Annotated in this window: 10 protein-coding genes; 5 read left to right on the top strand and 5 right to left on the bottom strand. The window is 68.5% G+C overall.

What is annotated here, in order from left to right:
- On the bottom strand, nucleotides 1-1,878 hold a 1,878-nt coding region (locus VF794_RS10725; protein ID WP_331109383.1), incomplete at its 3' end, for an MMPL family transporter.
- Between the two features lie 190 nt (nucleotides 1,879-2,068).
- Nucleotides 2,069-3,640, bottom strand: coding sequence for a CocE/NonD family hydrolase (locus tag VF794_RS10720; protein ID WP_331109381.1), 1,572 nt, complete (start codon nucleotides 3,638-3,640; stop codon nucleotides 2,069-2,071).
- Between the two features lie 76 nt (nucleotides 3,641-3,716).
- On the opposite strand from VF794_RS10720, the gene VF794_RS10715 reads away from it, so the two are divergent.
- From VF794_RS10715 to VF794_RS10705, 3 genes are read left to right on the top strand one after another with little or no spacing between them, the layout of a single operon-like run.
- Nucleotides 3,717-4,322: a TIGR02265 family protein gene (locus VF794_RS10715; protein ID WP_331109379.1), complete on the top strand. Its 606-nt coding sequence runs from the start codon at nucleotides 3,717-3,719 to the stop codon at nucleotides 4,320-4,322.
- 26 nt (nucleotides 4,323-4,348) lie between these two features.
- Nucleotides 4,349-4,633: a hypothetical protein gene (locus tag VF794_RS10710; protein WP_331109378.1), complete on the top strand. Its 285-nt coding sequence runs from the start codon at nucleotides 4,349-4,351 to the stop codon at nucleotides 4,631-4,633.
- A gap of 16 nt (nucleotides 4,634-4,649) precedes the next feature.
- On the top strand, nucleotides 4,650-5,174 hold the full coding sequence (locus VF794_RS10705; protein ID WP_331109376.1) for a superoxide dismutase family protein: 525 nt from the start codon (nucleotides 4,650-4,652) through the stop codon (nucleotides 5,172-5,174).
- Here the strand turns inward: VF794_RS10705 and VF794_RS10700 are convergent.
- The gene (locus VF794_RS10700; RefSeq protein WP_331109374.1) at nucleotides 5,155-8,460 is read right to left on the bottom strand and encodes a PAS domain S-box protein; all 3,306 of its coding nucleotides are present in this window, start codon (nucleotides 8,458-8,460) and stop codon (nucleotides 5,155-5,157) included. The two genes, VF794_RS10705 and VF794_RS10700, sit on opposite strands and share 20 nt — an antisense overlap.
- A gap of 239 nt (nucleotides 8,461-8,699) precedes the next feature.
- Between VF794_RS10700 and VF794_RS10695 the strand changes: the two genes are divergently transcribed.
- Nucleotides 8,700-9,182: a peptidylprolyl isomerase gene (locus tag VF794_RS10695; protein ID WP_331109371.1), complete on the top strand. Its 483-nt coding sequence runs from the start codon at nucleotides 8,700-8,702 to the stop codon at nucleotides 9,180-9,182.
- Nucleotides 9,183-9,210: 28 nt separating this feature from the next.
- Here the strand turns inward: VF794_RS10695 and VF794_RS10690 are convergent, their stop codons facing one another.
- Both VF794_RS10690 and VF794_RS10685 read right to left on the bottom strand, forming a co-directional pair.
- Nucleotides 9,211-9,990: a hypothetical protein gene (locus VF794_RS10690; RefSeq protein ID WP_331109370.1), complete on the bottom strand. Its 780-nt coding sequence runs from the start codon at nucleotides 9,988-9,990 to the stop codon at nucleotides 9,211-9,213.
- Nucleotides 9,987-11,264 carry a hypothetical protein gene (locus tag VF794_RS10685; protein WP_331109368.1) on the bottom strand — a complete coding sequence of 426 codons (1,278 nt, stop codon included), beginning with the start codon at nucleotides 11,262-11,264 and terminating at the stop codon, nucleotides 9,987-9,989. The genes VF794_RS10690 and VF794_RS10685 overlap by 4 nt, the downstream gene beginning before the upstream one ends.
- A 133-nt stretch (nucleotides 11,265-11,397) precedes the next feature.
- Here VF794_RS10685 and aspS point away from each other — a divergent pair.
- Nucleotides 11,398-12,753: aspartate--tRNA ligase (gene aspS / locus VF794_RS10680; RefSeq protein WP_331109366.1), on the top strand; the 1,356-nt coding region annotated here is incomplete at its 3' end.

The following is a 12,753-nucleotide window of genomic DNA, read 5'->3' as shown; positions in this document are numbered from 1 at the left end:
CTGGAAGCTCAAGCCCTGGGCCTGGGCCACCTGCCGCAACTCCCCCATCTGATCGCCGAAGCGGTGCAGCGCGTCCGTGTCGGAGAGCGACCCGCTCTTGAAGGCGAGCACGAAGCTTCCCTCTCCATCCAGCGCGGTGAAACGGCGGCGCACCTCGGCCGGCAGTTCCTCCGCGCCGTAGGGGCGGGCGGCCAGGAGGTCCTCCAGGCGGCGCAGCGCGGGGCCCACCCGCTCGGAGCTCCGGGCACTCTGGGGCAGGCCGTCGACGAAGGCGCGCAGCGCGGTCCGCTCCGCCTCCACGTCCGCGCCGGTGCGCGGCAGGAAGTCGCTGAGCGAGACGATCTCCGCGAAGGTGCGATCCTCGCCATGGCGGGCCTCCAGCTCGCGCAACGCCGTCGAGAGCTTGCCCGCTTGGGCGACGTCCTCGGTGAGGAAGACGGTGGGCGAGTGGCGCCGGCCCAGCTGGGAGATGATGCGATCATCCAGCCTGGTGGCGGCGAACTCTCCGCGCAGCTTGCGCATGTCGGGCTCGAAGCCAATCCGGCCCACCACCGTGGCGGACCAGGCCACCAGCACGCCTACACCCACGACGATGCCCATCAGCACGCCGCGAGGCAGGCGCGGGGCCACGCGGTAGGGGCGGGAGGGCAGTGGCGCCTCGGCGCGACCCGGACGGAGCCGCTCGGTGAGGGCGATGAGCGCCGGGCCGATCAAGTACGTGGCCAGCACGGTGAAGAGCACGCCGGCGGCGGCGATCCACCCGAACTGGGCGAAGGCCTGGAACTCGGCGAGCGTGAGCGCGGAGAAGGCGGCGGCGTTGGTGCAGGCCGACGTCAGCGCGCCCTTCCAGGTGCCGAGGATCGTCTCGCGCAGCGCCTCAGCGGCGGGGTGCTGGCGGCGCTCCTCGGAGTAGCGCAGCGCCAGGTGCAGGCCGTACTCGATGCCCAGTCCGATGAGGATGGCGACGAGGAAGCCGGTGATGATGTTGAGGTATCCGATGGTCTGCTGGGCCAGCGCGAAGGTGATGAGCAGCCCCACGCCCACGGGCGCCCCCACCACGAGCAGCGAGGAGAAGCGCCGGCAGGACAGGACGACGATGAGCGCCGCGATGGCGCACGAGAGCATGGAGGCGCGCGTGAGATCCTGGCGCATCCGCCGGTCCTCCTCGAGCCGCAGCACGTGCGCGCCCGTGGCGTCCGTCTCCACGCCCGGGAAGTCCCGAGCCACCTCGGCGCTCGTGGCCTGAAGCCGCGTCACCAGCCGCCGGGCGAAGACAAGGTCTCCGGCGAGGCCCGCGGGCTTCACGAACAGGTACAGCTCGCTGCCGTCCGCCGGGCTCAAGTACTCGCGCACCATCGTGCGAGGCGCGTGGCGGCGAGCGATCTCCTCCAGCGAGAGCGGAGGCGTGTCCTCGAGGCTCACGAAGAGCGGGTTGGCGGCGAGCTTCTGCTCCCGGACCGCGGCCTCGAGATCCCCGCGCAGGGCGCGCAGCTGCGGCGCGGAGAGGAGGAGCAGGGCGCGATCCTCGAAGAAGCGCGTGTCGTAGCGGAACTCGACGTAGCGCACCTCCTCCAGTGCCTCCAGGCGGGGAGCCAGCGCGTGGGCGAAGCGGCGGAGGCTCTCCGGACTCGCTCCCCGGGCCCGCAGGACCACATAGCCGTCACCTCCGGCCTTGCGGGAGACCGCCTCCAGTTCTCGCACCTCCTGGGTGTTGGAGGGGAGCAGCTCCACGAACGAGCCCCGGAAGACGAGCCGCGCGGCGAGCACGCCCGCCAGCAGGGCCGCTACCAGCACACATGCGAGCACCCGTCCGGGTCGCCGGTACGACAGCCGCGCGAAGTGCTCCATCCCGCGATCGAAATCCAACTGGAAGCGCACGAAGCCTCACCGCGAGAGGGGTCGGGGCCCGGCACGACCCGGCCTTCATCCTACTCTGTCTCATGAGTTCGCCCGGAACCCAAGCCCCGCGCGTCCCCTGAAACAATTCGTAAGACGCGATGTGACCCCCTGTGTGAGCAAGCGAGTTTCCCGCGAGCCGTCCCGCGTCCAGCTCACGCCTGGGGCCTGGTCACTGGAGCGGCAGCGACACGTAGGACGGATTGCTCCAAGGCGAGGAGAACTTCATCGAGGTGAACGGCGCCGCCTGATCGGCGTAGAGCGGATCGACGGTGTCGATGACGAGCGAGAGACGATTCCCGCTCGGCACGTCGTAGGCCGTGGCCGGGAAGTCCGTGTCCACGGTGTACGCCTGGCCAGCCACCGCCCCACGCAGCGTGTACGCCACATGCGTCACGAGGCGCCCCGTCCCGTACGCGTCCGTGTCGTAGAGGTAGGCGATGACCGTCGTCTGCCCGGAGCTGCCAGGAGTCACCGTCAAGCGCAGGTGCGCGGCCCCCCGCAGACGTCGCGCACTCGTCAGCCGGTCCGACTGCCAGACGCCCGCGTTGTCCCGATCCACCGAGGGGATCCACGCCGTCGCCGGTTCGCCCGTGAGCGCCTCGGCGCCGTTCGTCAGCAGCACGGCTCCGCCATGGGCGACGGTGTCGTCGCCCGCGAGGATCGTCCAGCTCCAGCCCGTCCGCGCGCTCGATACGAGCTCGCCCTCGCCGCTCCGCCAGTCCACCTCACCCAGGTTGTAGCGCGCCGTGCTCGTGGAGATCGCATTCCATGAGGGATAGGACTCGTAGCCATCCTGGCCGCGCGGTTGGAGTTGGACCGGTCTCTCCGCGGCGATGCCGGTGTCCACCCCACGCAAGTAGTAGTCGAACCAGCGGTGCACGCCGAGCCACGCGTCGTTGGGCAGGCCGAGCAGGCCGGTCAGCTCCGGGATGGCATGATCGCCCGGGCGAAGCTCGAGCCGCTTGGGCACCGTCAGCCGGGTGAAGAAGTCGGTGAGCTGGTTGGGCGCGAACAGGCTGTCGCCATAGGCGTTCGCCAGGAGGATGGCGGGGCGGTTCGCGTTGAGACGATCGAGGTACGTCGAGGCACTGCGCACCTGCGCGAAGGCGGTGACCCGGGAGAGGTTCTGGTTGCCGAAGTAGTCCGAGAGCGTCTGCTGGAGTTCCGGCGAGGGGCGCCCCGTCAGCTCGGCGGCGAGCTTCAGGAGCCCCACGGACTGCAGGTGACGGGTCTGGTTGGAGAGCAGCGAGTACTGGAGATCGGTCCACGTGCTCAAGGCGGCCACCGCGCGGATGCGCGGGTCGAACGCCGCGCCGAGCAGGCTGATCCCCGAGCCATACGAGATACCCGCCGAGCCGATGCGCGCCGGGTCCGAAGGGGTATGGATGAGCAGCCAGTCGATGACGTCGCTCACATCACTGACGTCCTTGGGCCCGGCCGTCTCGATGTAGCCCCCCGAGAGGTAGAAACCGCGAGGGGTGTACGAGAGCACGACGTACCCGTCGTCGGCGAACCGCTGGGCCTGGGCGAGGTACTCGACGTTGGGCAGCGCCCAACTGGTGATGAAGAGGATGGCCGGGTGGGGGCCCGGGGTGTCGGGCGTGAAGATGTTGCCCGTCAGGACCACTCCATCACGCGCCATGATGTCGACCGTGCGGAAGGACGAGGCGGAAGCGGGACTGGCACCAAGGCCGAGCGACAGGACCATGGCCAGGATGGCGATTGTACGCAGCCAAGACATAGAACTTCTCCGTCGGGTTGTTGGGGGGCGGCGACCGACGAGCCTATATGATCGCCTGGGACAGCCGGGAGAAGGCATGGTTCGCGGTGAACAGCCCTTGGAATTCTGGCTCCAGGATCTGGAGCGGCGCAGGACGTTCGTGAAGCCAGAGCACACCATGCGTGGCTTCTTCTTCAAGGGCATGCTGGAGAACCTCCGGACGTTGGGGGACGAGGCGCTGGTGCGGCGTTGCCAGGAGGCGTGTGGCCAGGAGCGCTTCGTGGACTTCTTCAGCTACTCCGTCCAACTGCTGTTCCCCATCCTCTTCACCGCGCTGCCCACGCTCGCCGAGCGGCATGGCGGTGCGGAGGCCGCGCTACAGCAGATAGGGCGGCAGGCCGCCATCGACTTCCTGGAGTCCGTGACGGGCAAGGCGATGCTGAAGTTGACCCAGGGGCGCCCCCAGCCGTTGCTCAGCATCATGCCCACGGCCTTCCGCATCGCGGTGAACCATGGAAGCTCCAGGCTGGAATGGACGGGGCCGACCCGAGGGTGGATCCGCATGGAGGGTAGCTTCATGCCCATTCCGTTCCATGAGGGGTTGGTACGACAGATGCTCGAGACGGCACGGGCCCAGGGCATCCAGGTCGTCACGCACTCAACGGGAGAGCTCGAGGTGGTGTGTGATTTTTCCTGGGAGTGAGGTCTGGTGCTCGTCGTGAGGTGCCCATGAGCCGCCATACCGTCGTCTTCCTGCTGCTGGCCGTTCCCACCCTCTCGTTGCTCGGCTGCGACACCTCGAAGGACAACTGCGAGGGCAGGAGTCCCACGTATGAGGACACGTTCTGGGTGGCCAACGTGCGCTCGGCCGACGGCGGTACGCCCGCGCCGGGCACCCCCTGCGAGGAGCTGTGCTACCGCGCCGGTGGCTACCAGCAAGCCGAGTGCAGGGTGAACAACGAGGGCAGCGAGAACGCGTCGGTGACGTGCATCGTCCCCTTTGTCTGCGATTGATTCGCCAGGAGTCGCCATGAAGAAGCTGTTCGACATCAGCCTCCGAACCACTGTCCTCGCGGCGGCTTTCGCCCTCGTCGCCTGCGGCGAGGAGCGGCAGGCCACCACCCGCCTGGAGAGCCGCAGCGGCAGCTCCACCACTGGCACCGCCACCTTCCAAGAGGACGGTGACCAGGTGACGCTGATGCTGGAGGTCTCCGGCGCCACCCCGGGCAAGCACGGGGCTCACATCCACCAGAACGGTGACTGTAGCGCCGCCGATGCCTCCAGCGCGGGCGCCCATTGGAACCCGACGACCAAGACCCACGGCTCGCCCGACGCCAACCACCACCTGGGAGACCTCGGCAACATCGAGATCGGCCAGGATGGCAAGGGCACGCTGACGCTCTCCAAGAAGGAGTGGAAGCTCGGCGACGGCTCCTCCGAGGACGTGGTGGGCAAGGCCATCGTCATCCACGCGGGCGAGGACGATCTCGTCACGGATCCCGCGGGCAACTCGGGCAGCCGCGTGGCCTGCGGCGTCATCGCCAGGAAGGAGTAGTCCCCTCTCCGGGTGGGGGCGGTGTCTGACACTTGCGTGGCAGGTGGACGGTGAAGGTCGTCCCTTCCTTCGCCTCCGAGCGCACCGAGATGGTGCCCCCATGCGCCTCCACGATGTGCCTCACGATGAAGAGACCCAGGCCGATGCTGCTGCCCACCCGGTCCTGCTGGCCGGTTCCGCGCTCCAGGGGCTCGAACATCCGGGGGAGCTGTTCGGAAGGAATGGGGGCGCCCGCGTTGTGCACCTCCAGCAGCACCGTCCCGTCCTCTCCGCGTGAGCGCACCGTCACCGGAGTGTCGGCGGGGCTGTAGTTCAGGGCGTTGGTGAGGAGGTTGGTGAGCACCTGGGCCAGACGGTCCGGGTCCCACTCACCCCGCCCGTCACCCTGGCTCTCCACGTCGAGGCGTCGCTCCGGGTGGACCAGCTGCACCTCGTCCACCACCTGCCGGGTGAAGCCATGCAGCTCCATGGGCTTGGGGCTCACCGGAATGCCACCGCCCAGGCGGGCCTGGGTGAAGTCGAGCAGGTCGCGGATGAGGCGGATGGCGCGCTCGGCGGCGGACTGGATGCGCACCACGTTCTTCGTCTGCCGCTCGTTGAGGTCGTCTCGCTGGAGCAGTGCCGTGGCCCCCAGCTTGATGGCGCCCAGGGGGTTGCGCAGGTCGTGGCTGACGATGCCGATGAGCTGCCGCTCGAACTCGGCGCGCTGGCGGACCTCCTCCTGCACGCGCATCCGCTCGGTGATGTCCTCGTTCACCGCGATGCCTCCCGAGATGCGTCCCTCCGCGTCGTACAGCGGCGCTGCCGAGTTGAGGATGATCCGCTCCTTGCCGGTGAAGGTCCGGATGCGGAGAACCTCGTTGAGGATCGTCTCACCCTTGCTCAGCGCTCGCGACAGGGCCCACTGCTCGGGCGTGACGCGCTCGCCAGTCTCCAACCACCAGGCCTCGAACTCGCCGTAGTCCTTCATGCTCACCCGGCGAGCGCCCTCCCAGATGCGCCGGACGGCGGCGTTGTTCATGGTGAGGAGCCCCTGGGCATCGGTCACCCACACCCCCACGGGTAGCGTCTCGAAGACCGTCTTGAGGAGTTCCTCACTCTGCTGGAGACCACGGTGCAGGCGCGCGTTCTCCACCGCCTGGGCGGCCCGACGCGCCACTTCCTCGACGAGCATGAGATCCTCGGGGCCATACCTCCGCTCGGACTCCTTCGTGGTCGCGAAGGTCACCACCGCGAGCTGGCGTCCGTGGGCCACCAGGGGCACCACGATGACCGAGCGCACGCCGATGTGCAGGAAGAGCCGCAGGTGCTCCTCGTTCTGCGCCTGCTGCCGGAGCAGCTCCTCGGTGTACTCCTGGATGAGGACCGTCTTGCCCGCGCGCAGGCCCTGCGCGGACGGTTGCTCGGGGTTGTTCCCGGGGGGAAAGCGACGGGTCTGCTCGGCGAGCGCGGCCTTGGACGGATCCCGGAAGGCCACCTCCACGCGCCGGGCCTTGCCGTCCTCTCCGATGATGTCCACGAAGCACCAGTCCGCCAGGGCGGGCACGGCGAACTGCGCCACCTGGGCCAGGGTCCGCTCGTAGTCCAGGGAGGTCCCGAGCGTCGAGGCGCGTGCGAGCAGCTCCAGGCGGCCCTGTTCGCGCTTCTTGTCCTCGATGTCGGTGCTGGTGCCGAACCACTTCACCACGTGCCCGGCCTCGGTCATGGGCTGGGCGCGCGTGAGAAACCAGCGGTACACGCCATCCGCGCGCCGCACCCGGTGCTCCACCTCGTAGCGCCCACCGGTGGACACCACCTGCGTCCAGCGCTCGGCGGTGAGGGGCAGGTCCTCCGGGTGCACGAATTCCATCCACGAGCGGCCGAGTGCCTTCTCGGTGCTCTTGCCGATGTAGTCGGCGAACACCTGGTTGATGTAGTCGAGGGCGCCGTCGGGCCGGGACGTCCACACCACCTGGGGCATGGACTCGGCGAGCGTGCGGTACTCCTCCTCGACACGCTTGCGCTCGGAGATGTCCAGCACGAGGGCGATGCCCCGCTCGCGTGCTTCATCCAGGGTGGCGCTGCCGATGAGGATGTCCACGCGGTGGCCGTCCCGGTGCAGGTACTGCTTCTCGAAGGGCTGGATGACTCCTGTCTCCTTCAAGGTTCGGACGGTGCGCTCGGTGGCCTCCTGGTGCTCGGGCGGAGTGAGGGTGCGGAAGTTGAGACGGCCCGTCTTCACGTCCTCGCGCGTGTAGCCCAGCATGTGCAGCAGGGTGTCGTTCGCGGCGGTGATGCGGCCGGAGGCATCCCACTCCACGATGCCGACGATGCCCGCCTCCGAAATCCGGCGGAAGCGCACCTCGCTGTGGCGCAGCTCTCCCACGAGCAGGGCGCGGTCGAGGATCCTGGAGAGGGACTCCCCCAGCGTCTCGAAGTAGCGCTGGACCCGGGGCTCGAAGACGCGGGTCTCCTTCACCCCCACGGTGAGGACGCCCAGCAGCTTGCCGTGAGGCCACAACCGCAGGGCCAGCAGCGAGCGCAGGCCGCTGTGGCGGACCTCGTCGCGCACGGTCCCAGGGGGGCTGGTGGCGGCATCTGGCAGGTGCAGGGGCTCGTCGGAGGACGCTACGCGCGCCACGAAGGAGCGCCCGTGCAGCGGCATCGGTTGCCCTGGCGGTAAGGAGGGGAAGGCGCCAGTGACGGCGGCGCACTCCAGGCCCTGGCCCTGGCCATCCACCAGCAGCAACTCCGCTCCATCCACGTGCAGGGCTTCCTGGATGATCTCCAGCAGGGGCGCGAGCTGGGAGGCCGAGGGCTGTCCCCTCCGCTCCAGCGCCTTCGGCGCGAGCGCGTCGAGTTGGCGCTGGGTGCGCTTCTCGGCCTGCCGGTCCTCCAGGGTATAGCCGCTGTAGGTGGCGACCACCTGGTTCATCGCGTCCTGGAGCTCCTCGAAAAGCAGCCCCGTGTCCTCGGGAGGGGGCTGCTCCTCGCGCGGAAGGCCTTCCCACAGCGACGCGAGGAGGCGGCCGATGAGGGCGTACTCGGCCGTCACCTCCTCCTGGGAGTAGCCGTGCCGCAGGCGCAGGCCGATGTGCGTTCCCTCCAGGCGCTTCTTCGTCGCGGCCGGGTCGCCCCGGTGGCCCTGCCGGGAGATGGTGGCGAGCGTGGAGAGGTACTCGGGCAGGGTGTCGACGAGTTCGTAGGGCTTGAGGCTCCGGGCGGAGTCCAGGTTGCCTGCTCGCTGCACGAAGCGTTCGACGAGCTGCTCCCGGTGTTTCTCGATGAAGTCCGCGACCTTGGGCATACCCGTTCCAAGGTGTAGCCATTCTTCATGACGCGGCGGGTTCCAATGAGGGTTTGGGCGTCCTCTCTTCAACACCGGTCCCAACCGCTGTGGTAGATGGGGCCGGCACGCTCTCGCCTGGCAGGCAGGGGAGCGCCAGGGCCCTGCAAGAGCACGTGCGCAACCCCATCATCAGCCTGGCGTGGCAGGAGCCCCGGCTCCGAGCGCGCTCTCGCTGCCACGCCCCGAGGAGGGCGGTCATGCAAATCGCTAAGGACAGTGTCGTCTCCATCGACTACCGGCTGCACCTGGGAGACGGAAAGTTCATCGACGAGAGCGATCCGGGAGATCCGCTCGTCTACCTGCACGGGTACGAGGAGATCGTCCCCGGGCTGGAGAAGGCGCTCGAGGGCAAGAAGGCCGGCGAGTCCCTGAAGGTGCAGGTCTCTCCCGAGGAGGGCTACGGGGAGTACGACCCGGACGGCGTGGAGGAAGTGCCGCGCGAGGACTTCCCGCCGGACATGGAGCTGGAGGAGGGCGGGGTGGTGAGCGCCACCGACGACGAGGGGGATGACGTGGACTTCCTCGTCAAGGAGCTGCGCCCCAAGACGGTGGTGGTGGACTTCAACCACCCGCTGGCCGGCAAGACGCTCCACTTCGAGGTGACGGTGCGCGAGGTGCGCGCGGCGACCGCGGAGGAGCTGGAGCACGGCCACGCGCACGCCCCGGGCCACGAGCACTGAGTCGTGGCCGGGTGACCGGGTGGGCCGCCTAGAAGGCGGTCCCGAGGCTGGCGCCCACGAAGGTGTCGTCCATGTAGCCGCGGCGGAAGCGCATCAGCTCGATGCGCCAGGCCAGCCGCGTGTTGGACACGGAGGACACCCGCGTGCGGCCCCGCAGGCCGATGCCGTACTGGATGAGGGACTTGAGGCCGTCCACCTGCGTCATCTTGTCGCCCACGGTCAGGGAGGTCTGCTGGTACGTGATGCCTCCTCCGACCTGCACGTAGGCTCCATAGTCCTTGCTGTCCCCGAAGGTCAGCTCGTAGGCCGGGGCGATCGTGGCGTAGTGCAGCCGCGTGTCGCCGATGATGAGCTTCGTGCCCTCGCGCACCCCGGCGTACGTGTAGCGCACGTCGAACCAGAGCGCCTCGCGCAGCGCCTCCACGTTGAGGATGCGCCCGAACTCCCAGGTGAAGCGCCCGCCCACGGCCGGCAGCACGTCGGCGAACTGCCCCCGCGGGCTGCTCAGCAACATGGCGCCGCCGAGCACCTCGAAGGCGATGCCCGTGTTCGGGTCATCCAGGCCCGCCATCCGATCGAAGTCCTCTTCCTTCTCGTCCTCCTCCTCGTCTCCCCGGCGGTAGTCGTCCGACGTGTCCTCCTTGGAGGAGTGGGGGCGGCGGTGGCGCGGGCTCTCCTCCTCCTCGCTCTTCTCGTCGTCCGGGTAGGTGTAGGGCGCGTCCTCGTCCTGGGCGAGCGCGGGCGTGGCGAGGGCGAGTCCGCCCAGGAGACAGGGGAGGAGCCAGGAGTTCATGGCGGCGGTCTTCATGGGTTGATCGACTCGCAGGAGGAGTTGACGGTGGTGCTGGCCGGGCAGTCGTCCTTGCCGCCGACGAGCTCGTCGATGGGAATCTGGAGGTGCGTGGCGAGCTGGGTGCACACGGCCTGCTTCAGCTCGATGTTCCCGGACGGGAGGTGCTGGACGAGGGTCCGCATCGCCAGCCCCAGCGTGAACTTCGACTGGTCGTTCAGGTGTTCGCGGGTGCGCTGGGCGAGGCCGGGCTTGTCCACGGACGTGTCCGAGTAGGCCGCCGTCACCGCGCGAGCCAGCACCTGCCGGTCCGCCGCCGTCCTGCTCGCCTTGAAGAGCGCCGTCGCGAGGATGGTGCCCACCTGGTACTCGCGGCCGCTGAACGTGGCGAAGTTGGTGTCGGTGAGCTGGGAGCGCAGATCCCGCGTCATGCAGTTGCGGGGATTCGTCAGGTCCCGGTCGTCCACGGGCTTGCCCTCGAAGGAGGTGGCCAGCACGCGCGTGTTGCAGCCGAAGCTGGACTGGCACGAGGCCACGTAGGCGTGGAAGTCCGCCAGGCCCTCGTCCAGCGACTTGAGGACGTTGAGGCCCGGGGTGGCGATGCCTCCGGTGGCCGACCAGGTGGTAATGGCCTCGGGGAGGGTGCGACCGCTGTACGCGAGGCGGTTGAAGACGAGGTGCGCGTACTCGTGGGTGAGGACGGAGGCGTTGATGGCCAGGGGCGCGCTCTGCACCTGGTCGAAGGGCAGCACCAGGAAGGAGCTCGTCGGGGCGAAGTAGAGGGCGTTGTCGCGCTGGGGCTTGTCGTCCAGGTCGGCCAGGACGAAGTCGGGGAAGTAGTACGCCTTCGTCTGGGGCAGATCCGCCGCCCTCACCTCGGCGATGGTGCGGAAGTAGTCCCAGGCGCGCTCGAGGTTGTAATACGTGGTGACGAGGTTCCACGTGTGGAAGTCCGCCGGCCACAGCACGCCCTGGGCGTCGGTGATGTAGCTGGCGGTAACGGGGCGGCCCTCGTCCTTCACCAGCGCGCGCTCCAACGCCTCCTCGGTGGTGGCCACCTGGAGCTCGGGATCGTTCGAGTCCAACCGGACGTTCGCGCCCCCCAGGAGCCGGACGACCTGGCCCTCCAGGGTCACGATGTCCTTGACCGTCTTGAGCTCGACTTCCTGGGGCTCGTACGTGCCATTACTGGAGAGCACGAGCGCGCGGACCTTCACGGGGGTCTGGGTCTCTGGCGCGCACGAGGCGGCGAGCGTCGCGAGTGCGGCGGCGGCTGTCAGCTTTCGGACCATGCCGCCCTTCTACTACGGGACCGGTGGACACCTGAAGCCGGGGGGGCCGGCCCTCTCGGATTCCTTGACGCACCGTTTCCACGCTCTCTATGGTGCCCCCCTTCCACTCCCCCCCATCAGTGCAGGCGGTGTCATGGCGGTCCCGTTCATTACCGAGGTCAAGCGTACTCACACTTGCGGGCAGCTCACCAAGGCCAACATCGGCGAGGAAGTCGTCCTCTTCGGTTGGGTGCAGAACCGGCGAGACCACGGCGGCGCGGTCTTCATCGACCTGCGTGACCGGGAGGGCCTCACCCAGGTGGTCTTCGAGCCGGACATCGCCAAGGAGGCCCACGAGGTGGCGGGCCAGCTGCGCCTCGAGTACTGCATCGGTATCAGGGGCAAGGTCGCCTCGCGCGGCACCCAGGTGAACCCCAAGCTCAAGACGGGTGAGATCGAGATCAAGGCCACGGACCTGACCATCTTCAACCGCTCCGAGCCCACGCCCTTCCTCGTCGAGGACAACGTGGACACGGCGGAGGAGAAGCGTCTGGCGTACCGCTTCCTGGATCTGCGCCGCCGGCCGCTCCAGCAGACGCTGATGACGCGCTCGAAGATGAACGCGCTCACCCGCTCGTACATGGTGGACAACCGCTTCCTGGAGCTGGAGACGCCCTTCATGGGCAAGTACACGCCGGGCGGGGCGCGCAACTTCCTCGTCCCCAGCCGGCTCAACCCGGGCAAGTTCTACGCCCTGGCCGAGAGCCCCCAGCTCTACAAGCAGCTCTTCATGGTGGCGGGCTTCGACCGCTACTTCCAGATCGTCAAGTGCTTCCGGGACGAGGATCTGCGCCTGGACCGGCAGCCCGAGTTCACGCAGATCGACGTGGAGATGAGCTTCGTCACCCAGGACGACATCTTCAACATCATCGAGGGGCTGCTGAAGAAGCTGTGGGGCGAGGTGCTGGGCATCGACATCCCCACGCCCTTCATGCGGATGAACTTCGACGAGTCCATGGCGAAGTACGGCAATGACAAGCCGGACCTGCGCTTCGGGCTGGAGCACATCGTGCTCACCGACCTCATCCGCCAGCACGGCGCCGGGGGCGGCGTGCCGATGATCTGGGAGGCGGTGGAGCAGGGTGGCATCGCCAAGGCCATGGTCATCCCCGGCGACAAGCCGATGAGCCGCGCCGAGAGCGACAAGCTGGAGGAGTTCGCCAAGCAGAACGGCGCCAAGGGTCTGGCGCGCGCCAAGGTGGGCGAGGGCGGCGAGTGGACGCAGTCGCCCCTGTCCAAGACGATCACCCCCGCGCTGCGTCAGGCCATCAACGAGGCCTGCAACGCGAAGACGGGCGATCTCCTCGTCTTCCAGTTCGGCCGCGAGTCGCTGGTGCACACGGTGATGGCCAACCTGCGCGTGCACGTGGCCAAGAAGCTCGGGCTCATCCCCGAGTACGGCAGCGGCGGCGTGTGGAAGTTCCTCTGGGTCGTCAACCCGCCCCTCTTC

It is taken from the genome of Archangium sp. (genome assembly GCF_036389735.1).
Taxonomy (GTDB): domain Bacteria; phylum Myxococcota; class Myxococcia; order Myxococcales; family Myxococcaceae; genus Archangium.
The sequence above is the reverse complement of the archived record's forward strand: the minus strand, read 5'-3'. Positions and strand labels throughout refer to the sequence as shown.